The organism is Sporocytophaga sp., assembly GCF_017745095.1.
Classification (GTDB): domain Bacteria; phylum Bacteroidota; class Bacteroidia; order Cytophagales; family Cytophagaceae; genus Sporocytophaga.
The window spans coordinates 63,598-88,690 of sequence record NZ_JAGHZZ010000060.1; the positions used below are offsets into that span (position 1 = coordinate 63,598).

Below are 25,093 nucleotides of genomic sequence, written 5' to 3' on the forward strand. Positions count from 1 at the left end.
AAAGTTATGATTAAGATTAATAATTGAGGATTTCCTTTTTATCCAATCCTATAATTAGACTTTAAAAATTAATATTCGTTCCCTTAAATTCAATACAACAATAAAGAATCTTTTTCTCCGAAAAGCTACCAAAAGTACATACCATTGAAAATCAAAAATTTATATAAAACAAAATAATCCCATTATTTCCGGCAGAAAAAAAACTTTATTATTTCTTAAACAATTTTACTCCTATTTAACTTAAGGTTCTCAGTTTTCATAAACCATCTAAACTTATAACTATGGGAAAAGGAGATAAAAAATCTAAAAAAGGAAAGCTCTTTAAAGGAAGCTTTGGAAACTCAAGAAGACGCAAAACGGAGAACGTTATTACTTCACCACCCGCAGCTGCGCCAGCTAGTAGTTCGAAAAAAAAGTCAACTAAATAATTCCATTTTGAAAAAAGCATACTGCCTGTGTGCTTTTTCACCTTTTTTATTCCATTTTTTGATTTTAAAACTATAAATATTAATAATTAACTCATCTAACTACTTATTTTCCCCGTTAAAGCTTGGACCTGACATAGGTTTTTCCTTTATTTCCACAAACAAGTATTAAAATTCTATGAAAAGACTTTCATTCTTACTTTTTTTCATTATTTGTTTCAATACAACAAAACATGCTTATTGTCAAGGCACAAGCCTTAGTCAGCCGATCAATTCACCACTGGGAGAAGAATTAAACCCCAGCGTTAGCGCAGACGGCAAGACATTACTATTCCTATCTAACTATGGTGAGGAAAAATCATATCCAGTTGTAAGCTATCTTAAATCAGGGGTCTGGACAAGACCAGATGAGGTAACTGCTCTTAATACCCCTTCTACTAAGCTTAATAACAACCTTGGATATAATTTAAGCCCTATGGGGAATGAAATATTCTTTTCCAGCAACAGATATGGTGGCATAGGAAGCAATGATCTCTGGATGGTTGAAAAAACGCCAACTGGATGGTCTACTCCCAAGAACCCAGGAAAGCCTTTAAATTCAGCGCAAGGAGAAGCTGATCCCAGTTTATCTCCCGATGGGAAACAACTGTATTTTGTAAAATGGACAGACAAGAAATCATCTGCTGGACTGCCCTGTGGTAAGATAACTGTTTCTCAACGTACTAGCAAAGAAGGCTTCAGAGAACCTGTAGACCTTCCTGCTCCCGTTAACTCAGGCTGTGAATGCTCTCCAAGAATACTTTCAGATGGAAAAACATTAATCTTTTCTTCCGAAAGAGCAGGAGGAAAAGGAGGATTTGACTTTTACAGGACTCAACGTAAAGACGACGGGAGCTGGACAACACCCATTCCACTCACCTATATTAACACTAAAGCAGATGAGGTTTATGCAGCCATCCCTGCTAATGCCGAAATGATCTATTATACTGCTGTCAACGGCAAATCAAAAGATATCTATAGAAGCAAGCTTTCCCCAGAGTTTCAACCAGACAGAGTATTTCTTCTTGCAGGAAAGATAAAAGAAGAAACAGGAAAAACTGTTGCCGGCAAAATTATAGTAACAGAACTTCCTTCCAAAAAACTTATTTCAGTTATAAATCTGAAACAAGACGAGCCTTATCTGATCATACTGCCAAAAGGAAAAACATTTGATGTCACTGCTTATGGCAGCACCAAAGGCTGGTTCTACAATGGCAACCAAATTCCGCTTGATACGCTTACAAAATCTGTATACAAAGAACAGGATTTCAAACTACCGGCAGTAAAACTTAATACGGCTATTGATCTTTCCCATATCCAGTTTGAAGGAAGTTCTTTATCTCCATCCTCTTCTATGGATCTTGACAAACTTGTAAAATGGCTTCAGGAAAATCCAACTGCAGCAATTGAAATAGGGACTTCTATTCCAGAAGTAAAATCAGATACTATTCAAACTCCTGAACTCACAGAAGTCAAGGAAGAAACTGTAACTCTAGACACAACACAATATATTCGCAAAATTTATCACAATGATGTTACACAGAAACACGCTGATGCTATAGCATCTTATCTCACTCAAAAAGGCGCTGCAAGTACAAGGATAAAACCAGTAGGTTATGGAGACAAGAAAAAATCTAATGACAGTGGCAACAAGGTAGAAATTACGATATTGAAAGAATAAAAAATCAAGGATAATAATACCAATTAAAAAAACTCATTGATATCTACTTTATCAATGAGTTTTTCAATTATTTACATTACTGAATTAAGATAAGTATATTGGAGTACGCTAAGGAGTTTCAACTATATATATTTCATTACTGAATATTCATTCTTTTGGATTCAGTTATTTCTTAATGAAAATACGAATGAAGTACGCTTATCCGGCGCGACACCTAATTCAATAATATTTTTTTTGTTAAATGATCTTTCTTCCAGAATAGATTCTCCTAACATTTCGTAATAAAATTTCTCCTCAAAAACGTGAGGTAAGAAGCCAGCCATTCCTAAAAGAATCATCTTGTTTACCTCATTTCGCCCAACTACCAGCTTTTTTTCTTCAAGCAAACTAAACACCTCTATGATTACACGAGGATTTAAAGTAAGACAGACCTCGGTAAAATCAAGAAAAATTGTATGATCAAAATTTTTCATATAAGCTTTAAGGAAAGCATTATGTACCTTTTCAGGAAATGTATCTCCGAACTGCACATAGCTCCCGGAGCACAGACACTGAGCAGCAAGGCGTCCTTCCTCTGTTTTTGAAAATACAAATATTTCCGAAGCAACTGGCTTTAACAACCTGATAATTGATTCAAGCTGTTCAAAAGAGAGTTTTAGGTCATTCCAGAAAACCATTACTAATTCTTTTCTTTCCATAGAGCTTGAAATTTGAAAGTCTATAAACAAATTTTATTAAGGTTGAATAAATAAGCTGACCGAATGACCACTTAGTTTTCACTATGCTCATACCGATCTATCATCCAATCAACAGACATAGACATTTTATGTACATGTACATAGTTATAGCCCAGGTCTAGCCAATAAGGATTCCTCTAGCTTAAATGCAATTTATTCTTTGATGAAAATAATCTTAAACTTGGGCGGTAAATGTTTGATTTTAACATCATAAAAATAAAATTGTTTCTGAGCTAACCTAGGGATTTTATCCACAAAAATTCAACAATTACTGAACTATTTTCACCCTATCAATAAGCAAACTAATTGGAATGCACATGTTGTTTTGATGATGTAACATAGGGGAATGATGATGGATATGGATATGGATAGATTAACAAGGGAAGATTTCGAAAGACTTGCAGGTATTAAAAGCCAAAACTGTATTTCTATATTTATACCAACCCACAATAAAGGGATGGAAGTAAATGAAGGCCTTGACTGGCTGCAGTTTAAGAACCAATTGACAGAGGTTAGAGATAAGCTTCTGAAAAAGAATTATCAGGAAAAGTATGTTACAGAATTATTGGCTCCGGCTTTTAATCTTTTGAATGATACCGGTTTTTGGCATCTTCAAGATAAGGGGCTGGCAGTATTTATGAATGATGAAAATCTTAGCTACTACCGTTTGCCAGTTTCTTTTGAAGCTGAAAACTATGTGGGCAATGCATTTGTACTTGATCCTTTATTTATCTTTTTCAGAGAAGAAGGAAAATTTTACACATTGGCTTTAAGTCAGAAAAAAGTAAAATTATTCAGGAATAGCAGGTATCACTTCGAGGAAATCTCCCTCCCTTCTTCAGTTCCACAAAACACAGACGAAATATTATCCCAGTATGAATTCACCAAAAGAACCATACAGGGCAAAAACATGGGAGGCGGAACTATTTACCATTCTCATACAGATAGCTTTTACAACGATCAATATACTCTTGAATTTTTTAGACAGGTTAACACTGGTGTCAACGAAGCTTTAAGGGATGAAGAGAAATTACCATTAGTCCTATTTGCTGTTGATAATATGCATTCAGTTTATCAGAAGGCAAATTCTTATCCTAACCTTTTCAAAGAAGGTGTGAATGGGAACCCAGATCATCTTCTTGATGAAGAGATATTTGAAAAATCTTTGCAGGTGATGAGATCTGAAATGCTCAAACCACTTAAAAAGAAAATTGATACCTATAATGCTTTTGCAGGCACTGGCAAAACATCTTATGCAATTGATGAAATTGTTAGAGAAGCTCAGGCCGGAAGAATAGATACCTTGTTTATTGAAAAAAATAACCATTTATGGGGAACCTTTAATGAACAATCAAAGGAAACCAAAATGGGAAAAGCTTCTGACAAAGACAGTACTTCATTAACCACTAAAGCTGCCGCATTTACTATTGAGAATGGTGGCTTTGTATATGAAGTAAGTCCGGAAGAAATGCCGGAAGCCGGTCAACCTATGGTGGCTGTATTCAGATTTTGATTCTTTCCAAATGATAGCTGGTCTTTCCTACATGAAAGGACCAGCTATTTTTTTAATGCGTATGCAAGATATGTACCAGCCATCAACAGAGAATATTCTATAGACGAAAAATGCTCTTGCACGAATGAAAAATAAAAATCAGTGGTCTTGAATAAATTTGAAGGTAGTACAACTGAGCAATAGGTATACATGGCTACTAAATAGCTAACAATTGCCAATAAACAGGATAAAAAAGCAATAAAAATGATAGAACCACTTCCTTTGAAATGATAAACCATTACGAACGAAATAACTCCAAGCATCATTGTGCAGGGTTTAAGTGTATAAAAGATTAGCATTTCCCAGCAAAAAATAAAAGTAAGGAATAACACTACCCAGGAAAAAATGAACTTAATCCGGATATTTTTTTTTATGCTTCCTGAATGAGCATCTGATAAAGAAAGAGGAAGAGACATAGCGCGGATAGTTTAACCAATTGTTATTAATCCAAAACTAGTACCTCAAAATAATTCAGTGGTTATTTGCCTGTTAAAAAATTATTAATTCAATAAATGATTCAGAATCAAAATTTAACGGAAGCTCCCAATCTCGCCTGGGTAGAAAAAATATCCAATTTTCTTGATAGTAAATTCAGAATACCCGGAACTAAATTAAAATTTGGCTGGGATCCTTTGATTGGCCTCATTCCCGGAATTGGTGACTTTACAGGCTTTATCATATCTGCAATACTAATGTTGTACATGACAAGATATGGAGCCAGCAGAAAAGTAGTTATTGTCATGAGCCTTAATATACTTCTGGATGCCATGATTGGCACTGTCCCAATAGTAGGCTCTTTATTTGATTTCGGATTTAAGGCAAACAAAAGAAATATTGAATTGCTGAAAGAGCATTATTACGAAGGTAAACACCAGGGAAATGGAAATGGGATCATCCTGACAATTATGTTTGCTTTAATTTCTCTCTTTGCGTTGCTGATATTTTCGATATTTAAATTAATAACTTTCATCATTCATATTTTCTAAAACATAAAAAAATTCCGAACGATTTCATCTTAGATGTTTGTTTAAGAATCATGATAAATAAAATCCGTCTCTCCCTTTTAACACTGTCATTTTGCGTTGCAACAATCCTTTGTAGTTATGCTAAAACACCTGGAAATACTGATGAAAACACCAGTATAGAATCTATTTTTAAATCTGGTATAAAATCAGATAAAGACACCAGACTGGTCATTAAAGCTATACTTGGTGTAATAGGATTAAAAGCCAACTTTGAAATAAAACCTGCCAATGTACCTAATGCTACTGCTATTATTCAGAAAGACAAAAGGTACATATTATACAACCCTAGTTTTATTTCATCAATAAACAACTCGGTGCATACCAATTGGGCTGCTATCAGCATACTTGCTCATGAGATAGGACATCATCTTAACGGGCATACCCTAATAAAAGGAGGTAGTAATCATAGAGTCGAACTGGAGTGTGATGAGTTTTCAGGATTTATATTAAGAAAAATGGGTGCATCTCTGAAAGAAGCCCAGGCAGCTGTAAACGGACTTTGTAGAGACAAAGAATTCCCCACTCATCCGGGGAGAAAGTCAAGACTGAATGCTATTGAAAGAGGCTGGAATAAAGCCGACTGGCAGCAGAAAGGACTGAATGCAATTATCAAGGAAACAACAGCAGATGACGATACACTTTAAGGGAGCTTAACTCCCTTATTTTTTTTCCAAAGCTTTTTCAATGGCCCTTATCACTTCTCCTCTTTTAGAATAACCATTAGCGATCATGATATACTGACCATCTTTATTTAACAATACTGCGGGAAATCCACTCACACCAAGTGCTTCAGCATGTTTAAATTCTTCAGCAACTGCTTGCTTCATTTGTTCAGAGTTAAAAATTTCTTTAAAAGATTCCTTATTAATGTTAAACTGTGGCAGCAATTCCAAGTAAGTGTTAATATCTGAAGTATTTCTATTTTCTACATAAAAAGAATTTTGAACTTTTTTAAAGAATTCAAATTCCGAGCCTGGTTTTAACTTACGAACCGTTGCCACCGCCCTGGCCGCTGGCTCAGTATCATAAACAAACCTGCTGGAATCCGCTAAAATGTTATAACTAAAAGGCTGTCCGCTTGCTTTTTTAACCTCTTTCCAATGCTGCCTCAGAAACTTTTTCATTTCAGCATCCATGGGTTCCTTTGTATAAGGCCTTAAACCTCCGTTTAAAAGCTTAAAATCAACTTCATCTTTAAAACGTTCTTTTACAGCTGTAATCTCAGGGGAGAAGCCATAGCACCAGGAACACATGACATCCCCAACGTAAATCAATTGGGGCTTCAGAGCATTATTTTCCTGCCTTACCTTAAACGCCAAAGAAAAAACAACAGTAACAGCGATTACAATAGCTAATGTAATAAAAGATCTAAAGGACATATTTTTTTATAATGAATAAATAAAATTAAAAATTAAAAAGTGCTAGTAAAAGGCTATCTCTATAAATTTTATATGCCCCGCTGCTGCAATGAGTCCGCTCTATCTTCAGCATTGACGTTTTCAAAATTTTCTCTATTAATTTCTTCATAGAGGTCCACACCTGGCTGAGGATTAACCGCTGTACCAGGTTCATTTATAGTTCCTGTTCCAAAATGATCTGCACTTTCTGCAATAGTAAAATCTTTACAGGACATCAATCCTGTCAAGGACAAAATGATCACCAAATTTCTCATAACTCATCCTCCTTCCTTCCTTTCTTTATAAAACCCAGTAGGAGATTCGATTGTTTATCGAAGAGATTGATGTTTAAGTCTGCTTGAAAATACTTATAACAAGTATTTAATAAGCTGCTATATTCTAATATTTTTCAAGTTCATAAAAATCATAATCGTTACCTTTCCCATATCTAATAAGATCTGAAATCATATAATTCTCCAGGGTTTGAAGGTCTTTTACCCGAAAATCATTATCAGCAGTTTTCTCTAAAACCTGGAATAATGCCTTTTCACCATAATTTTTCAAAATATACTTCTTCCCTACTCTGATATTTTCAAATGACAATGCCATAATTGTTCCCTATGCGATTACATATACAAAACTATAATTTTTTTTATTCTGTTAAGGAAGTAATAGAACAGGAGGGCTATATTATGAGAGGTAAAGTGCTAAACCAGGGAAATTTTGAGTTGCTTAAAAGCGTAGAGGGAAGGCTTTTATTACTGATTAATTCAGACATTAAAAATGAAAAATACTTCTGGGATGTATCCGGAGATTATGAGTATCTAATACAGACAGAAGGAGTTAATGAAAAATCAGGCGATACTACTTTTGAAGTAATCAGAACAGGACATTTCTACTTAATAGACATTATTGACGACCCTGAATATCCGGATTTACCTCATCTCTATCTTCAGGATGAAAGAAATAATTATGAAGATTTTATTTTGCCAGACGGCCTCCCTGATCTTTTAGATACTGAACAAGAGATCATTACAACAGGCAATTTCGTTGATCAGGAAGAATTAGACACGTTCGTCTATAATTATGAAATAATAGAAAAGAACAAGTATCTTTAAAACATACTTCTTCTGAAACCCACAGCCGGACTGAGTGCCGGCTTTTTTATTAACAAGACATCAAAACCAGCTGTTACAATTGTATCAGAAGTGCAATATTCAATTGTTGGTATGAAAAGTTTGAGAAAGATTTTACTATTATTATGTTTAATTAGTGTGTGTTTATCTTGTGTTAGTAATCAGGGGTCTTCAGAAAACAGAATGATTGGTACTGTAGATGTTTATTATTTGGAAGATTCAAGATGGTTTCAGAAAGTTTATAATAGATATATTCCTCTTGAAAATGAAATTGCTTCACTTCAACAGTTACCTGCCGGAATAAAAGTAGTTTTTTTCGGAGGCATATGGCAGGACAAGACTCAGGAGGCTTTGGCAAAATTATATAAAACAGCAGATATGGCAGGGTTTACAGAAGACCAAATTCAAATTTATCTTGTAGATGGAAATTTAAAAAGCCCTGAAGAGTTGGAAAAAAATTATCAGATTGCCCAGATTCCTACTTATATTATAGAACAAGACGGAAAAGAAATAAGTAGAATTGAAGGCCTTCCTCAAAAACCTATAGAGCAGGTTTTACTTACCACTCTGGAATTTGAGATTCCTATAGCTCGCGCAACTTCAGCACCTCCACCGCGGGATGCAAAACTCGTTAAAAATACTTCAAGAGTAACTAAAAAAAGAAGTGGCGAATAACCACTTCTTTTTCATATATCAATATCCCTGTTTCCAGGAGTTCGGACCATGCAAGTATTTCTATGAAACATAGCATTTACAGGACAGTATGAGAACATTGCTGTTAATATCAATGCTACTCCTGCTATCCCCATGATCCATCCTGCTGTACCCGCAACAACGATTCCTGCAACAAATAATATAATTCCAACAATCCATCGTACCGACTTTTCTCTACCACATACATTTGCAGCCATAACTTTTTTATAATTTTCCTTTGTTACATTTTATTATTATTATTATTATTCATTTATACACATCCTAAGGCTTTCTAAGCATTACCGATTTTTGGGGAATTAAATGATTCCTTCAACCTCGCACCCTCATCAAGCCTAGGAACATAGCAGCTTTATCTTTTTTCTATAAAAACTTATATAAGTGGCATTAGCTCCCCTTATTAATTAAAGAAAAAGACAAGTTCTCAAACCAATCATATTTGCCGTAATTATCTGTTCTGTAGTGAACATTCTTTTAAAAGAACATTCCCTGACAAATATTAATTTCTCCACTTCTTAAGTATTCTAATTTGTATTAACAAAGAAGATTTTAAGCTGATTATTATGCGAGGGAAAAAAAATCCATTTGGGAAAAAATATCAAATCTCTCAGATTCATACTTACATACTTATATACTTATATCAAAATATACCAAGGGAAGCTTTAGATAGAATTGAAGGTCCTCCTCAAAAAACTATTGAGCAGGTTTTACTCCCTACTCTGGAATTTGAGATTACTATTGATCGTTCAACTTCCGCACCTCAGGATGCTAACTTATAAAGAGAATACTTCAAACATACTAAGAAAGAAAGAAGTGGAGAATAACCCACTTCTTTTCCATATGTTAATCTCCCTGTTTCCGAGGGCTCGAACTATACAACTGTTTCTGTGAAATAAGGCTTTTGCGAGACAGTACTAAAACATTATTCTTAACATCAATCCTACTCCCCATTATCCATCCTGCTGTTCCTGCAACAATGATTCCTGAAATAAATAAAATAATTTCAACAATCCCTCGCGCAGACTTTTCTCTACTACAAACATCTGCAGCCATAAATATAATTTAAATTTTAAACATCAATCTAAACCTTTTTATGATATCGATTATAGGAGAATTAGATAACTTCTTTTAATCTCCTCTCAAATTCTATAAGCTTAGTATTTTATGCCATATTAATTTCTACCTGCTAAACCAATTTTATCATTAAAAGGAGAAGCCAAGTTATTTACCAATACTATTAGCATTTTACCGGCAGTGATCTTCATTTATTCGTAGTCCCTATTAAAATGACACTTCCCTACTCAAAATTAAATTTCTCACCTTTACCCCTCTACCCCTCTTTAACAAAGAGGATTCCAAGCTGGTTTACTTAAAATATGAAGGGGAAAAATTCCATTTTGGAAAAAAAGATTGTATCACCGACTAAGGAGATACTTAAAGTGAAATATCTGGAAACCAGAAACTCAACTGTAGCACTTTGTAAATACCTTAAAACGGAAGATTATGTCGCACAACCAGCCATGGATATTAGTCCGCCCAAATGGCACCTTGGCCATACAACATGGTTCTTTGAATACTTTATCCTGATGGTTTATGCGGATAGATACAAAGAATATAATCCATCATTTGCATATTTTTTCAACAGCTATTATGAAAGCTTAGGGAACAGAGTATTTAGAGGTGACAGAGGCAACATGACAAGACCTTCGGTAGAAGAAATATATCAATATAGGATCGTGGTGGACGAAGCCATTATGACACTCTTAAATTCCATTCCTTTTCCTTCTGATGAGCTATCCAAACTGATAACTCTTGGAATCAATCACGAACAACAACATCAGGAGCTTCTAATTACAGATATAAAATACATATTAGGTCATAACCCTTTATATCCTTCTTTATTTCCCAGAATAGAAACATCCGTTAACGTCTCCAATCATGAACCAGTTGAGCAATACCTCGAAGTAGAAGAAGGGTTATACGAAATAGGAACTTCTGATATTGACAATTTCTCTTATGATAATGAAAGAGAGAAACATAAAGTCTACCTTCATCCCTTTCAGTTTCTAAACCGACTTGTAACCAATGGCGAATACATTGATTTCATTGAAGACAAGGGATATCAGAATTTTACGTTCTGGCTTTCTGCAGGATGGGAATGGGTAAATCAGAACCATATAGATGCCCCCCTATATTGGCATAAGTTAGAGAATGAATGGCATTACTATACACTGACGGAGGGTCTTACAAAAGTTGATAGAGACAAACCTGTTACACATGTCAGCTTTTATGAAGCTGATGCTTATGCTAAATGGAAGAATAAAAGATTGCTAACCGAACAGGAATGGGAAAGTGCGTGTCTGCTTTATACACCCAACCCTAGTGATAAAAATAACTTCATGGAAAGTATGGCTTTTGAGCCAAAGGTAAGAGAAAGCGAAAATAGCCTTCAGTTATTCGGAGACTGTTGGGAATGGACAAACAGTGCATATCTCCCCTATCCATATTATCAAAAAGAACCCGGAGCTCTTGGGGAATACAATGGTAAATTTATGATCAATCAAATGGTGCTTAGAGGAGGTTCCTGCGCAACACCATTATCGCATATCCGACCAACCTACAGAAATTTTTTTCAAACGGAAAAAAGATGGCAGTATACAGGAATAAGATTGGCAGACTATATATTTTAAAAAGTAATGGACATATCAGATATTGTGAAAACTATCAGTCAGGAGAACTTTGCAGAAGACCTTATCAAAGGGTTAAGTAGCATTCCTAAATATCTTCCATCAAGATATTTATATGATGATAAAGGCGATGTTTTATTCCAGAAGATAATGAACCTCGAAGAATATTATCTTACAAGAGCTGAATTTCAAATTCTGCAAAATAATAAGGAAGATCTTCTTGATTATTTTATTCATTATAACAAACCCTTTGATCTCATTGAGCTAGGCGCCGGCGATGGACTCAAGACCAGAATACTCCTAAAATTTTTAACCGATAAAAATGCCGCCTTCCAATATATACCGGTAGACATTTCAGGAAATATTCTCAAATTATTATCATCCGAACTACGCAAAGAATTTCCAGACCTGGTATTAAAACCCCATTGCAATGATTATTTCAGCGCCATGTCTGAACTTCGAAAATTTGAAGGAAAAAGGAAAGTAGTGCTGTTCATGGGAGGCAACATCGGTAATTTCAGCCTGCAAGAAAGCATTAACTTTTATAATGAGCTTAACAAGAGCCTTTTGGCTGGAGATCTAGTACTCACAGGTTTTGATCTAAAAAAAGATCCAAGATTGATTTTAAAAGCTTATGATGACTCAGAAGGCATCACTGCCAAGTTCAATCTCAACTTACTTGAAAGAATAAACAAGGAGTTTTCAGGTGATTTTAAAACCGAAAATTTCAGCCATTTTCCATATTACGATCCGACTACCGGAGAATGTAAAAGTTTTTTATTAAGCACAGTAAACCAGAGTGTGAGACTTAAAGCTCTTGATCTTAATATTAGTTTCAGAGCTTGGGAAAGTATTCAGACAGAAGTATCAAAAAAATATTCCGAAAATGAAATAGAAGCACTAGCAGATCTTACAGGTTTTGCCAAAATTCACAACTTTTACGATGATAACAAATATTTCACAGACTCTCTTTGGGTGAAAAAATAAAAGTTAACACATTTTGCTTATTTTGCACCGCGAACCACATTGAAGGATAAAATTGTTTTAATTTCATATACTATATGATTCTTTATATAAAGAATTAAGGGATAGAGTCCTGAGTAGGTAAGCAATTTGAAAAATTTGTTAAGCAAAATGAAAAGCGAATTTATTAACAAGGTATTTCTTTCTTACAAACTGGCGAAACCTAATCCCCAGCCTGAAAGCATATATGATATTTTGAATGAGTATTTAAAGCTAATGTTTCCGGAATTATCTGAAAAACAATACGGAAATATTGAAGAGGTTGAAGCGAGATATAAAGAGCTGCATCAACAACTTTTAACTTCTTTTCAGTCGATGCAAAGGTTCCTTCCTAAAAAGGCTGAAGTTATTACCAACGGTTTTCTGGATTACCTACCTGGCATATTTGATAAGTTAAAATCAGATGTTGAGGCAATTGTTATCGGCGACCCTGCAGCTACCAGTGCATATGAGGTAATAAGAGCTTATCCGGGTTTTTATGCCATCGCCATGTACAGAATGGCCAATGTACTTTTTAAGATGTCGATTCCTGTTCTAGCCAGAATTGTTACTGAGTTTGCTCATTCAAAGACAGGCATTGATATTCACCCTGGAGCTGAAATTGGTTCGCACTTTTGCATAGACCATGGCACAGGCATTGTTATCGGTGAAACTTCCATAATCGGCAGCCATGTTAAAATATATCAAGGCGTAACGCTTGGAGCACTAAGCGTAAACAAAAGTATGGCAAGCAAAAAAAGACATCCTACAATAGAAGATCATGTGGTTATCTATGCCGGAGCAACAATTCTTGGCGCCGATACTATCATTGGGCATCACAGTATTGTTGGAGGAAATGTCTGGCTGACCAAAACTGTCCCTCCTTTTTCAACGGTATATCATAAAGCTCAGATTGAAATTGGTAAATTGGAAGACATCAAAGGACTTCCAGGATATTGATAAATCAAATATTAATATTAAAAGATTATAAAATTTTACTCAATGGCATCACTTCTTGACTTTGTTGGAAATACTCCACTGGTCGAAATAAAAAATATTAACCCTAACAAAGCTGTAAAAATTTTTGCTAAGCTTGAGGGACACAATCCTGGTGGAAGTGTAAAAGACAGAGCAGCCTATGGAATGATCAAAGGCGCCCTCTCACGCGGGGAATTAAAACCAGGTATGAAGCTAGTGGAAGCAACAAGTGGAAATACCGGAATAGCCCTCGCCATGATAGCACGCTTATTCGGACTGGAAATTGAAATAATCATGCCTTCCAATGCAACCAGGGAAAGGGTACTCACCATGGAAGCCTTTGGAGCAAAGGTGATTCTTACCCCTTCAGAAAAGTCAATGGAAGGTGCTATCGACCTCGCACATGAGAAAGTTGCTGGAGGAGGTTATTTTATGCTTAACCAGTTTGCAAATCCGGACAATTATATGGCTCACTACCACGGCACAGGTCCGGAAATCTGGAAAGACACTGAACATAAGATAACTCATTTTGTCTCTTCGATGGGTACAACTGGTACAATAATGGGGACATCTAAATTTTTAAAGGAAAAAAACGAATCCATACAAATTGTAGGTGTTCAGCCTATGGACGGTTCACAGATACCGGGCATTAGAAGATGGCCAAAGGAATATCTTCCTAAAATATTTGATCCTTCAAGAATAGATAGAATTATTGATGTATCACAGGAAGATGCCATTAATACAGCCAGAAGACTTAGTAAAGAAGAAGCTATCTTTGGGGGAATGAGCAGTGGAGGAGCTATGGCGGCATCCATAAAACTTGCTACTGAATTGCAAAAAGGAGTTATCGTTTGCATCATTTGCGACCGTGGAGACAGGTATTTATCTACGGATCTTTTTGGCCAATAAACTCTAAAAACCTTTTAGATTGATATCAGTTTTCTATCTGAAATCAATTTAAAAGGTCAAATGTCTTTTTCAACTTATATTCGTCAAAGGACAGCGTTGCTGGTAGGAGTTTTTTACCTTTTCTCTTGTGAAAGTTCAAAAAAAACTAGTACTGGGTCAGAGTCAACAACAGGTTATAATGATAAGGGCACTATTGAAGTTCCGGATGAATACGTCATTTCTAAAGAGCGTGCAGGAAATTTAACCATAGACATGCCAATTAAAAATATTTACAATTATTATGATAAATCCCAAATTAGCAAATCTTCTTTTACATCTGAAGGACAAAAATTTGAAGCATATTTTATAAAAACAAGCAGAGATACATCAAGGTACCTTAGAGTAGACCCTATATGCACAGACTCCTGCAAAATCTGGAGAATTAAGGTATATGACAAAAGATATAAAACAAGATCAGGCATAGGCATAGGCTCTAAAGTAGGAGATATAAAAAGTTATCATTTTATTGATTGGGCGGGAAATACTGAAGATGGCCCTGCCTTTGGTCTTGAACGCCTCGGAATTACCTTTTTAATCGACACTACCTCTTTACCAGTAACCACCAGGCAAAACATAGATATTGAAACACTATCTGATTCTGCCAAAGTATCGGGTATATTGATTACTAAAGGTCACAGTCGTTGATCTAGCCACAAATTGTTTACAAGTCAGTATAAAAAATGAGGGTCCTGACTAGGGCTTACTTAAACTTCATTTACTGACATTACAACTCCTTTGTAATTATTTTCATTTTCAAGTAGTCGCCATATCTTCTCTGCAACCTTTTCAGGAGATACAAGCATATGCTCCTTTTTATAATTAATAAATTCCTCTACACGACTAAAATCTTCCGGAGAAACTTTTCTAATCTCAGTCTGCATAGGTGTGTCTAATATTCCAGGAGCAAGGGAGAAAAATCTGAAATTGCTATGCGAAAACTTGGCTTCGTTGGCAGCCACAGCGGTCTGCATATCAAGAGCTGCTTTCGAACTACAATAAACAGACCACCCGTCGACAGGTTTTTTACCTGCACCGGAGCTGATATTTAAAATCAATTTCGATGCATCATTATTTCTATATCTGCTAACAAATTCATTCATGAGTAAAGCAGGGGCTATAACATTACAATTATAACCATCAATGATCTTGCTATCATGTTGTTTTCCCAGGTAGGTAATTTCACCAATATTTCCTGCATTATTAATCAAGCAAATTTTTGAAGGATTTTTGAAGTTGGGAAAAATACTATCGTAAAATTTATGAAGTGAATCAACCTCTGAAAGGTTTATAAAGAGGTGCTCATAATTATCGTGATGAATAGAGACAGTGCGGGAAATTCCTATAACAAAATTGCCAGGGTCAGACAAAATTCGTTCTGCAATCGCTTTTCCCAATCCTTTGCTGGTTCCTGTTATTATATAATATTTCATAGTTCCTGGTCGGCTTCCTTTTTCATAGAATAACCAGGAATCTCAATTATAGTTGTAGTACCTTCAGAAATTTTGGAATGTAGCTGTATTCGGCCCTTTAATTTTTCTATTACACTCTTAACAATATAAAGTCCCAACCCCGAACCATCAGACAGCTCTGTTCCCCTGTAAAACATATCAAATATCCTGTCTTTGGCATCTTCGTGGATCCCAATACCATTATCAGTAAATACAGCTCTAATCAATTGAGAGCTACCACTGATATTTATGGAAAGAAATGAATTAGCGATATTGATACGCTGATATTTTATAGCATTCGAAATGATATTTTTAAAAATAATTTTTAACCTTATCAGGTCCGAGCAGAATTGACCATCGCATGAAATATCCCAGGTAATATTTATCCTATCAGCATTTTTCAGGAATCTCAATTCGTCTATCGCCTCTTGTATGAGTATTGAAAAATCAATTGGCCTTTGCTCCATTTCAAGACGGTCATTTCTTGATATGGAAAGAAGGTTAATGATATAGTTATCCAGTTTTTTAGCTGAATCCCCCACAAAAGACATGTATTGCTTAAGTTTTTGTGTGTCCTTTTCTTCCAGAGAAATTTCAACTAACCCCCGAATGGAAGTAAGGGGAGCTCTCAAATCATGTGAAGCTCTGTAGACAAAATGATCCAACTCAAAATTAATTTTCTTCAGTTCTTCTTCAGCCTGTTTTTCCTTTGAAATATCTCTGGCAATTGTAGATATATATTCCAGATGCCCTTGAGAATCCAAATGGGCAATAATAACCTGAGATACGGGAATAGTTTTTCCTTCAGAGGTGATAAACCTTGACTCTCCTTGCCACGTGCCATGCTTCAGAGCATATGGGATAGCCTCTGAGATCAAATATTTATAAACATCAGGAGGATGCATTTCAACTAAACTCCTTCTAATATTTCCAGCATTATTTTTTTCATCCAACAGTTTCACTCCGGCATAATTCATATAAACATTTTGCCCTTGAACATTAACCATCGCCACAAGATCTGAGGTAGCTTCAAGAATTTTATTCGTCCTGTTATTCTGCTGTTCTATTAATAATTTATCCGTAATATTCCTTACAAGATATATATAGTTTTCTCCTGAAGGGAAAACAGTAATTTCAAACTGATTGAGGACTCCTTTCATAAAAGCCTCATAAGAAAAAGTAAGAGATTTTCTTTTCTCCATCATCATTTGGCCTATCAGTTTATCTCTTTCAGGAGTGGATGCTGATTTGAAAAGTTCATCAAATCTTTTGCCTGCAATTTCTTCAAATGTATATCCAGAGATTTCCTGAGCAGCCTTATTCCAATAAATAAATCTGAAATCTTTATCGCAAATGCAACAAATGTCTGAGATGTTGTCAAGCAAAGTAACCATATTATCTGCATTGACTTTGTTGATTACATCTTTTCTACTTTGGGTAAACACCCTCAATGACAATAAATTAATAACTACAAGAGCTATTATAAGTGTTGTAAATATCAAATAGCTGTAAAGCGAGTCTTCATAGGTATTGGTAAAAATAAAAAAAGCAAAAGCAAGGCTGATTCCTGTTAAAAGAAATAACCTTAAAACTACCGTATTCCTATTAATATCGCCTTGAAAAATTGTCATAAAAATCTGCAACCCGTCTTATAAACTTGCACAAAAATCCTAATACTGTTTGAGTTACGAGTTTACTAACAATTTAGTCATAAAAAAAGGCATGATAATTCTTATCTGCCTTTTTTTTAAAAAAATATTTTTTTTGTTACAAAATATACTGGCTTAAATCCTGATTTTTAACTAGTCCGGACAATCTTTCAGATACAATTTCTTTAGTAATTAGAATTTTTGCATTGGGTCCAATTTTTTCTGGCACATCAAACATTATTTCATTCAGTAAATGACTCATTACTGTATGAAGTCTTCTTGCCCCTATATTTTCTACTTCAGTATTTACATGAAAGGCAATTTCTGCTATCTTCTCCAGGGCATCTTCCAAAAATGTAAGCTCAACTCCCTCTGCATTCAGCATAGCCTGATACTGTTTTGTCAAGGCATTTTTAGGTGCTTTAAGTATCTGAAAAAAGTCTTCTTTAGTAAGGCTGTTCAGCTCTACTCTTATCGGAAACCTTCCTTGCAATTCCGGAATTAAATCTGATGGTTTGGAAATGTGAAATGCTCCAGCAGCTACAAAAAGGATATGATCAGTCTGTATCACCCCATATTTGGTATTTACGGAACTTCCTTCTACTATAGGCAATAGATCTCTCTGTACTCCTTCTCTGCTCACATCAGGACCGCCACCTCCATTTTTTCTGGAACCTGAAGCTATTTTATCAATTTCATCAATAAAAATTATTCCTGTGTTTTCTGCTTTTCTGATGGCCTCTTCCTTCACCTCATCCATATCTATTAGTTTTGCCGCCTCTTCTTCCAGCAATAGTTGCCTTGCTTCACCAATAGCTACTTTCCTCTTCTTGGATTTTTTTGGCATCATACCACTAATCATTTCCTGAATATTCATCATGGAAACTTCATCCATTCCTCCTCCGATTACTCCTACTCCCGGATTGCTATTTGAAGAAACATTTATTTCAATTTTCCTTTCATCCAGTTCGCCCGATTTAATTTTCTCTCTGAATTTTTCTCTGGTTCTTTCATTCAACTCATGATCGTCGTCGGATGAAGAAGGAGATGGAACTTCTCCTGTAAAAATCCCTGAAGGACTATTCTTTTTTAATGGAGGAATGAGCGCATCAAGGATGATATCTTCAACTATCTGTGCCGCTTTAGCCTTAACATCTTCTTTTTTGCGGGCTTTGACCATGTTTACAGACTGCTCCACAAGGTCTCTTACCATGCTCTCAACATCTCTTCCCACGTACCCCACTTCTGTAAATTTAGAAGCCTCTACTTTAGTAAAGGGAGCGTCAGCAACTTTTGCCAGTCTTCTGGCTATTTCTGTTTTACCTACTCCAGTCGCACCAATCATCAGAATATTATTAGGAACGATCTCCTTTTGCATATCCTGCCCAGCGTTCATACGCCTCCATCTGTTTCTCAAGGCAATTGCAACATTTCTCTTTGCTTCATGCTGACCTATAATATATTTATCAAGCTCCTCCACAATTTGTCTGGGAGTTAAATAGCTGTTATTATCAATCATCAGATCTTCTTTTTAAATATCCTGTTAAAATCTGTAGTTAGAGTAAAATGGTTAGTACCTGTTCCGATATAATAAAATGATCTTGTATAGGCAAACTCAAAATATTTTATCCTGATCATACCACCTAATGAAAGTCCGGCTCCACCAGATTTACTTTCTTCTTTTAATTCTTTTCTTCGTAAAAAGTTATACCCCGCTCTTAATTGGAAATTTTTAGACATCAAAAACTCCGCTCCAATGGCAAAATGTGATAACATTTTACTTCCAAAGGAGACCTTCTCCTTAATAACATTCCCATTCAAATCCACTTTCCCTTTTTGATTTGGGTCATCATAAACTATATCCCATTTATGAAGGTGGTGAGCTGTCAATGACAATCTTACGGGCATGTGCTCAGGTTTAAAGCTGGTCCCCAACTGCACATCTGTAGGTAAATCGACGCTTTCTCCCTGAACGTATTTTTTCAAAGGCACACCCACATTTTTAATTACAAGCCCGATTGCCCAATCTTTTTTAGGATGTTTAAATATCCCTCCTAAATCGGTAAGCAGTGCTGCAGAATTGTATGTACCAATTTGGGAAAAAGCCAGATTCAATGATGCACCTAAAGTGAAATGATTAATTGTATGAGATTTAGCCACTGTGAAGGCATATTCCTTTGATTTAAAGTCACCAGTGCTATTTCCCGCAAGATCTGCCCCACTGAAGGTTCCATAATCAAAGTATCGCATACCTACTCCCCATGTTCCGGTCTTACCTGCATTAAATGCATAATTTACCATTGTAGCTCTTATGTCAGCCAGATATGGTAAATAGTTAATAGAAAGATAATTCCGTAGTGAATCTGAAAGTGTTGCAGGATTTTGAGTCATCAAATTAACATCAATTCCGGGTTGAGAGATATTGATACCTCCCAAACCGGCAATCCTGGTATTTACCGGGACATTAAGAAACTGATATGATGCTCTACCACCTAATTGCGCATTAGCAATAGTATAAGAAAATCCGAAAACTAATAAAAAGAGCGATGTAAACCTTATTGTCATTTACTTTAAAAAATTATTTTGTCCATAAACGAACAATAATTTAGTTTATTTCAATTTTTGACATTTTGCCAGCTCCCGGAACAGGGTGCTCAATTACTGAAAGATCTATTGGCTTTTTCACTTTAGTTTTAAGTAAAGCTATTTCAAGAACCTGATCTACATTATCTACATAATTAATTACCAGATCCTTAATATACTCGGGCTTAATTTCCAATATATCTTTTCTGTTCTTTGTCGAAAGTACTATTTCTTTAATCCCCGCTCTTTTAGCCGCCAGAATTTTTTCTTTAATTCCGCCAACCGGCAACACAATGCCCCTTAATGTTATTTCGCCAGTCATGGCTATATTTCTTTTTACCTTTCTCTGGGTAAATATAGATGCAAGCGAAGTAAATATTGTAATTCCGGCAGAAGGCCCGTCTTTTGGAACGGCTCCGGCAGGAACGTGGATATGCAGATCAAAGTGATCAAAAATTTTATGGTTGATGCCAAATTTTTCAGCATTGGCTTTCAGGTATGACAAAGCAGCAGTTGCCGACTCTTTCATCACTTCTCCCAACTGACCAGACAAAATCACTTTACCTCTTCCTTTATTCAGACTGGATTCAATAAATAAGATTTCTCCCCCGTGTGAAGTCCAAGCAAGTCCTGTTACAATACCAGCCAGTTCATTATCCTGATAAATTTCTCTTTCAAAATCTTCAGGTCCAAGTAATTTAACAACATCCTCAGGCTCCAGCAATTTATTATACTTTTCTTCCATCGCAACAGACTTAGCTATGCCTCTTACTGCCGCACCAATTTTTCTGTTAAGACTTCTGACACCTGATTCTCTGGTATAATCTTCAATAATTTTATTAATAGCTTTTTTACTGAACTGAACATCTTCTTCCTTCAGGCCATGCTCCTCTTTTTGCTTTGGAATTAAATAATCCTTTGCAATATGAGCTTTCTCCTCAAGAGTATATCCATTGATCTCAATAATTTCCATCCTGTCCAAAAGAGCAGGGTGAATGGTATCAAGAGAGTTTGCTGTAGCAATGAATAAGATTTTTGAGAGATCATATTCTACTTCAAGATAATTGTCCACAAAAGTAGAATTCTGCTCTGGATCAAGAACCTCTAACAAAGCTGAAGAAGGATCCCCTCTAAAGTCTGAACCGATTTTATCTATTTCATCAAGAATGAATACAGGGTTAGAACTCTGTACTTTTTTGATATTATAAATAATTCTACCTGGCATCGCTCCGACATAAGTTTTTCTATGCCCTCGAATTTCTGCCTCATCCTTAACCCCGCCCAATGACATTCTGACATACTTTCTATTCAGAGCCTTCGCAATTGATTTCCCCAAAGAAGTTTTTCCAACACCTGGAGGGCCATATAAGCAAAGGATTGGCGCTTTCATATTGTTTTTCAACTTCAGAACTGCCAGATATTCGATAATCCTTTCCTTTACTTTTTCGAGTCCAAAATGATCCTCGTCCAGTATTTTCTTGGCCCTTTTAAGATTAAAATTATCTTTACTGTATTCATTCCAAGGCAATTCTGCAAGAAATTCCACATAGTTCATGGATAGAGGATATTCGGACGCCATAGGATTCATGCGTTCGATTTTCTCAAGTTCTTTATGAAAATGCTTAGCTACTGCTTCAGGCCATTGTTTGTTTTCGACTTTCTTTTTCAGATTATCTATATCCTGATCTGAAGATTCATATCCAAGTTCATCCTGTAATACTTTAATCTGCTGGCGGAGATAATAATCTCTTTGTTGCTGATCAATATCCGAGTGAACCTTGCTTTGGATTTCCTGCTTCAATTCAAGCATTTGGATCTCCTTCATCATGTACTCCAGCAAGAGCGTTGCTCTTTTGAGGCCATCATTGATCTCCAGAAGATTTTGCTTCTCCTTTACCTCAGTATTGATGTTTGAAGAAAGAAAATGAGTCAGGAAAGATGGACTTTCAATATTATTCAGAGCAATCTGCGCATCCTGCGGTATCTCCGGATTAAGTTTTAAAATTTTATTTGCAGAATCTTTTAATGACTGAAGCAGTGCTTTAACCTCTTTCTTTTTGATATCCGGGAAATTTTCTTCCAGAATTTTTATCTTGGCAATTATGAATGGGTTTTCCTGAAAAACGTCCTCAATCTGAAACCGCTTCATCCCCTGTATGATAATGGTAGTATTACCATCCGGCATCACCAGCATTTTCAGGATTTTGGCAACAGTTCCGACTTTATAAAGATCTTGTATCTGAGGCTCTTCTGTAGTAGCATTTTCCTGTGCTACAACGCCAATGATTCTATTGCCCTTGTAAGCTTTTTTTACAAGTCTTATTGATTTTTGTCTTCCAACCGTAATGGGAATCACAACACCAGGAAACAATACTGTATTTCTGACAGGTAGTATAGGTAATTCGTCTGGTGTTCCTTCTTTATTAAGTTCCTCTTCTTCCTCGGGAGATAAAAGGGGGATCATTTCCCCGGTATCACCTTCTAAAAACTTAGGTAAAAAAATTGATATTCTCTCCTTCTTTTTATTATTCATTTTCTATCCCTTCCCTTTTTTACGATTTTGTTGCCAAGATGGCACAAGTTATTAGTTTTTCACAAAATAATATGCAGAATTAAATGTTTACAACCCTCGTGCCAATTATTTCGTTTTCAAACTTGATTTTTATATCATATATCATGTACTTTGTCGTTAGTGTCTGAGGCAGAATTTATTTTGAAGCGCTTAATGAGGTCTCATAGTTTATTAATCATTATCATAACCCAGTTTATTTTTTTTAGTTTTCAAACTGCTACTGCACAGAGAAATAAAAAAAATTATACTACCAGAGATGTTTCTTTGGGAAATCCTGATTCTTTGAAAGCCATTGATGAAAATTTCTCTATTGAATTTAAAAATCTCAACAAAGTCCCCTTCTATCAGGATCCTAAGCAATTGGCGTTGATCCGAAAACTAGAGGACCAGAAAAACTATGCGGCACTACTTCCTGTCCTGGAGAACTATGTAAGCAATTTCGGGATAGACAATTTCTCTCAGAACCCTGTATTATTGTGGAAACTTGCACAATTGTATGAATATTTCGGCAGGGCAAATAAAGCTAAATCCCTCTATCGTATAATCCTCAAACACCACAGAGGCAAAGAACTCAGAAAAATATTATTGCACTATGACACATTGAATACTGACAAAAAGGAATATTATGTTCCGCTTCAGTATTACTATGATCTTGTAGAATATAGAAAAGCCATTGATACACTGACTCCTCCCAAAAGTGTATTTCTTAATATGGGAGAGCTTGTAAACGACAATAAATTCCCTGATTACGGCCCTAGCTATCATGCAGAGCAAGATTTACTTGTATTCACTAAAAGGAAAAAAGAACTAAGTGCAACTAAATTGTCATTCAGAGAAAATGAAGAATTGTATGTAAGCAAAAATTATGACGGGTTCTGGGATGAATCATATCCTTTCTCCAATGTCATCAATTCTCACTGCAATGAAGGGTCTGCTTACCTCAGCAGAGATGGTAAAACGTTATTCTTCAGCAGATGCATAGTAGAAGAATATAAATACGACTGCAGAGACTGCATGGGAAGCTGTGATATTTATGTAAGCTACTTTAAAGACTCTACATGGACTGTACCGGAAAACCTCGGCCCTCAAGTGAATAGTGTTTCATGGGACTCTCACCCTACCCTTTCGCATTCTGAAGATACACTTTACTTTGCTTCCGATAGAATAGGTGGATTCGGACTTTCTGACATTTACTTTACTTATAAGACTCCAAAAGGCTGGGCTCCTGCACAGAATATGGGACCTGTATTCAATACCAGAGGTAATGAAGTAAGTCCTTTTTATCATGCAGCTCATGATGTATTTTACTTTAGTTCAAATGGTCAGTTACTGAACTTCGGAGATCTGGATTCTACTGACTACAGTTTCCATACAATGGATATTTATAAATCTGTGAAGTTAAATGGAAGATGGACTGAGCCTAAAAACATTGGTCCACTGGTAAATGGACAAGGAGAAGAATATTACTTCACAATTGATCCAAAGTCAAAAGACCTGTTTTATGCTAAAACAGAAGTAATTGATCCTAAGAATCTCGACCTTTATAGCTTCCCTCTTCCAATGGAAGCTCAACCAACTGCCAATATCAAATTTTCTGGCTCACTTACGGATACAACTACAGGAAATCCTTACAAAGGTATTGTTTCCATTATCGACTTAACGAATGGTATTGAGGTAGCTCCAAAGTTTATGAGGCCAGATGGCTCGTTTGAATTTGACCTTATCGACAACAATGATTACTTGCTTGTTATTCAAGGAGAGGATTTCTTTAGAGTGGAGCAAAAATTTCACCTGGACGGCGATACTACTTTAAACCTCCATACACCTGGGTTAAAATATAATAAATGGAAATTTGCCTCTATTGAGTTTGAAGGAGGAAGTTCCAAAATACTTACAGAGATGGAGCCTGATCTTGATAAGGTTGTAAATTTCCTTCTAGACAATCCTACTCTTAAGCTTAGAATTTCTGGGCATACAGACTCTGATGGAAACTCTGACCTGAATTTGAAATTATCTCAAAAAAGAGCTCAGGCTATCAAAGACTATATTATTGCCAAAGGGCAGATAGAGCCTGACCGAATCGAAGCGCTTGGATTCGGAAACCAAAAGCCTATTGTGGAAGAAAAGACTGAAGAAGATAAGAGAATCAATAGAAGGGTTGAATTTGAAATTATCAGACCCGAAAAGAAATAATATATCCCTCTCATTATGTCTTCATCTCTTGACGATATGCCTCCCTATGAATTCTTCCAGCAAGAACTGGAGGAGGCTATATTAAAATTTTTGGACTCAAAAGCTGACGCAGATGATATTCCAAAATCTACAGAGGTATTAAGACTAAATCTTTTTGTTGAATATATTTCTTTTCACAAAAATCTGGAAAGAAAAGATCAGCTTCTTAGAATAGACGAGCTGTTGACTGACTTCATCTCTCACCTTGCTACAAATTCCATTGAATTGCAGCCAGCAGCCAAAACCTTAATATTAGAATTCGTTACCTATTTCCTTAATTCATAAAAGAAA

General features: G+C 35.7%; 27 protein-coding genes. 15 read left to right on the forward strand and 12 right to left on the reverse strand.

The annotated features are described in order from the left end of the window. Positions 1 to 281 precede the first annotated feature (281 nt). Both J7604_RS26395 and J7604_RS26400 read left to right on the forward strand, forming a co-directional pair. Entirely contained in the window at positions 282 to 428 is a 147-nt protein-coding gene (locus tag J7604_RS26395; protein ID WP_293903450.1) for a 30S ribosomal protein THX, read from the forward strand. Positions 429 to 603: 175 nt separating this feature from the next. After that, positions 604 to 2,145: a hypothetical protein gene (locus tag J7604_RS26400; RefSeq protein ID WP_293903452.1), complete on the forward strand. Its 1,542-nt coding sequence runs from the start codon at positions 604 to 606 to the stop codon at positions 2,143 to 2,145. A gap of 161 nt (positions 2,146 to 2,306) precedes the next feature. Here the strand turns inward: J7604_RS26400 and J7604_RS26405 are convergent, their stop codons facing one another. After that, complete coding sequence (locus J7604_RS26405) at positions 2,307 to 2,843, reverse strand: hypothetical protein (RefSeq protein ID WP_293903454.1); 537 nt, start codon at positions 2,841 to 2,843, stop codon at positions 2,307 to 2,309. 403 nt (positions 2,844 to 3,246) lie between these two features. Between J7604_RS26405 and J7604_RS26410 the strand changes: the two genes are divergently transcribed. Continuing rightward, positions 3,247 to 4,395, forward strand: a complete 1,149-nt coding sequence (locus J7604_RS26410) for a hypothetical protein (protein ID WP_293903457.1) — start codon at positions 3,247 to 3,249, stop codon at positions 4,393 to 4,395. A gap of 44 nt (positions 4,396 to 4,439) precedes the next feature. On the opposite strand, the gene J7604_RS26415 is transcribed toward J7604_RS26410, so the two are convergent. Next, positions 4,440 to 4,850, reverse strand: a complete 411-nt coding sequence (locus tag J7604_RS26415) for a hypothetical protein (protein ID WP_293903460.1) — start codon at positions 4,848 to 4,850, stop codon at positions 4,440 to 4,442. 96 nt (positions 4,851 to 4,946) lie between these two features. Here J7604_RS26415 and J7604_RS26420 point away from each other — a divergent pair, with 96 nt between their 5' ends. Both J7604_RS26420 and J7604_RS26425 read left to right on the forward strand, forming a co-directional pair. Next, the gene (locus J7604_RS26420) at positions 4,947 to 5,420 is read left to right on the forward strand and encodes a DUF4112 domain-containing protein (protein ID WP_293903463.1); all 474 of its coding nucleotides are present in this window, start codon (positions 4,947 to 4,949) and stop codon (positions 5,418 to 5,420) included. A 50-nt stretch (positions 5,421 to 5,470) separates the two neighbouring features. Then, complete coding sequence (locus tag J7604_RS26425) at positions 5,471 to 6,103, forward strand: hypothetical protein (protein ID WP_293903466.1); 633 nt, start codon at positions 5,471 to 5,473, stop codon at positions 6,101 to 6,103. 15 nt (positions 6,104 to 6,118) lie between these two features. On the opposite strand, the gene J7604_RS26430 is transcribed toward J7604_RS26425, so the two are convergent. From J7604_RS26430 to J7604_RS26440, 3 genes are all read right to left on the reverse strand, one after another. Continuing rightward, complete coding sequence (locus tag J7604_RS26430; protein WP_293903469.1) at positions 6,119 to 6,838, reverse strand: DsbA family protein; 720 nt, start codon at positions 6,836 to 6,838, stop codon at positions 6,119 to 6,121. 68 nt (positions 6,839 to 6,906) lie between these two features. Further along, positions 6,907 to 7,131 carry a hypothetical protein gene (locus J7604_RS26435; RefSeq protein ID WP_293903471.1) on the reverse strand — a complete coding sequence of 75 codons (225 nt, stop codon included), beginning with the start codon at positions 7,129 to 7,131 and terminating at the stop codon, positions 6,907 to 6,909. 124 nt (positions 7,132 to 7,255) lie between these two features. Further along, positions 7,256 to 7,465 (reverse strand): hypothetical protein, encoded by a 210-nt coding sequence (locus tag J7604_RS26440; protein ID WP_028979219.1) that lies wholly within the window; start codon positions 7,463 to 7,465, stop codon positions 7,256 to 7,258. 11 nt (positions 7,466 to 7,476) lie between these two features. Between J7604_RS26440 and J7604_RS26445 the strand changes: the two genes are divergently transcribed. Beyond that, positions 7,477 to 7,974 (forward strand): hypothetical protein, encoded by a 498-nt coding sequence (locus tag J7604_RS26445; protein ID WP_293903476.1) that lies wholly within the window; start codon positions 7,477 to 7,479, stop codon positions 7,972 to 7,974. Between the two features lie 201 nt (positions 7,975 to 8,175). Further along, positions 8,176 to 8,667 (forward strand): hypothetical protein, encoded by a 492-nt coding sequence (locus J7604_RS26450; protein WP_293903479.1) that lies wholly within the window; start codon positions 8,176 to 8,178, stop codon positions 8,665 to 8,667. A gap of 11 nt (positions 8,668 to 8,678) precedes the next feature. On the opposite strand, the gene J7604_RS26455 is transcribed toward J7604_RS26450, so the two are convergent. After that, the gene (locus tag J7604_RS26455) at positions 8,679 to 8,903 is read right to left on the reverse strand and encodes a DUF2892 domain-containing protein (protein WP_293903482.1); all 225 of its coding nucleotides are present in this window, start codon (positions 8,901 to 8,903) and stop codon (positions 8,679 to 8,681) included. Positions 8,904 to 9,266: 363 nt separating this feature from the next. Between J7604_RS26455 and J7604_RS26460 the strand changes: the two genes are divergently transcribed. Next, a complete protein-coding gene (locus J7604_RS26460; protein ID WP_293903484.1) occupies positions 9,267 to 9,482 on the forward strand; it encodes a hypothetical protein in 216 nt (71 codons plus the stop codon). Positions 9,483 to 9,546: 64 nt separating this feature from the next. Here J7604_RS26460 and J7604_RS26465 read toward each other — a convergent pair whose 3' ends face one another. Further along, complete coding sequence (locus J7604_RS26465; RefSeq protein WP_293903487.1) at positions 9,547 to 9,756, reverse strand: hypothetical protein; 210 nt, start codon at positions 9,754 to 9,756, stop codon at positions 9,547 to 9,549. Between the two features lie 323 nt (positions 9,757 to 10,079). Between J7604_RS26465 and egtB the strand changes: the two genes are divergently transcribed. From egtB to J7604_RS26490, 5 genes are all read left to right on the forward strand, one after another. Beyond that, positions 10,080 to 11,393, forward strand: coding sequence for an ergothioneine biosynthesis protein EgtB (egtB, locus tag J7604_RS26470; RefSeq protein ID WP_293903490.1), 1,314 nt, complete (start codon positions 10,080 to 10,082; stop codon positions 11,391 to 11,393). A gap of 6 nt (positions 11,394 to 11,399) precedes the next feature. After that, entirely contained in the window at positions 11,400 to 12,377 is a 978-nt protein-coding gene (locus tag J7604_RS26475; protein WP_293903492.1) for an L-histidine N(alpha)-methyltransferase, read from the forward strand. Positions 12,378 to 12,524: 147 nt separating this feature from the next. After that, positions 12,525 to 13,352: a serine acetyltransferase gene (locus J7604_RS26480; RefSeq protein ID WP_293903495.1), complete on the forward strand. Its 828-nt coding sequence runs from the start codon at positions 12,525 to 12,527 to the stop codon at positions 13,350 to 13,352. 42 nt (positions 13,353 to 13,394) lie between these two features. Continuing rightward, the gene (cysM, locus tag J7604_RS26485; RefSeq protein ID WP_293903498.1) at positions 13,395 to 14,279 is read left to right on the forward strand and encodes a cysteine synthase CysM; all 885 of its coding nucleotides are present in this window, start codon (positions 13,395 to 13,397) and stop codon (positions 14,277 to 14,279) included. A 60-nt stretch (positions 14,280 to 14,339) separates the two neighbouring features. Then, positions 14,340 to 14,963, forward strand: coding sequence for a hypothetical protein (locus J7604_RS26490; protein WP_293903501.1), 624 nt, complete (start codon positions 14,340 to 14,342; stop codon positions 14,961 to 14,963). A 59-nt stretch (positions 14,964 to 15,022) separates the two neighbouring features. Here J7604_RS26490 and J7604_RS26495 read toward each other — a convergent pair whose 3' ends face one another. The 5 genes from J7604_RS26495 to lon form a co-directional block, all read right to left on the reverse strand. Then, positions 15,023 to 15,748, reverse strand: a complete 726-nt coding sequence (locus J7604_RS26495; RefSeq protein WP_293903504.1) for an SDR family NAD(P)-dependent oxidoreductase — start codon at positions 15,746 to 15,748, stop codon at positions 15,023 to 15,025. Beyond that, complete coding sequence (locus tag J7604_RS26500; RefSeq protein ID WP_293903507.1) at positions 15,745 to 17,397, reverse strand: PAS domain-containing sensor histidine kinase; 1,653 nt, start codon at positions 17,395 to 17,397, stop codon at positions 15,745 to 15,747. The genes J7604_RS26495 and J7604_RS26500 overlap by 4 nt, the downstream gene beginning before the upstream one ends. A 136-nt stretch (positions 17,398 to 17,533) precedes the next feature. Beyond that, a complete protein-coding gene (gene hslU, locus J7604_RS26505) occupies positions 17,534 to 18,934 on the reverse strand; it encodes an ATP-dependent protease ATPase subunit HslU (protein ID WP_293903509.1) in 1,401 nt (466 codons plus the stop codon). Then, positions 18,934 to 19,980 carry a type IX secretion system protein PorQ gene (porQ, locus tag J7604_RS26510; protein WP_293903512.1) on the reverse strand — a complete coding sequence of 349 codons (1,047 nt, stop codon included), beginning with the start codon at positions 19,978 to 19,980 and terminating at the stop codon, positions 18,934 to 18,936. The genes hslU and porQ overlap by 1 nt, the downstream gene beginning before the upstream one ends. A gap of 40 nt (positions 19,981 to 20,020) precedes the next feature. Further along, complete coding sequence (gene lon, locus J7604_RS26515) at positions 20,021 to 22,531, reverse strand: endopeptidase La (RefSeq protein ID WP_293903515.1); 2,511 nt, start codon at positions 22,529 to 22,531, stop codon at positions 20,021 to 20,023. A 192-nt stretch (positions 22,532 to 22,723) separates the two neighbouring features. Between lon and J7604_RS26520 the strand changes: the two genes are divergently transcribed. After that, positions 22,724 to 24,763, forward strand: a complete 2,040-nt coding sequence (locus J7604_RS26520; RefSeq protein ID WP_293903518.1) for an OmpA family protein — start codon at positions 22,724 to 22,726, stop codon at positions 24,761 to 24,763. Positions 24,764 to 24,778: 15 nt separating this feature from the next. Next, positions 24,779 to 25,087 (forward strand): hypothetical protein, encoded by a 309-nt coding sequence (locus J7604_RS26525; RefSeq protein ID WP_293903521.1) that lies wholly within the window; start codon positions 24,779 to 24,781, stop codon positions 25,085 to 25,087. Positions 25,088 to 25,093 lie beyond the last annotated feature (6 nt).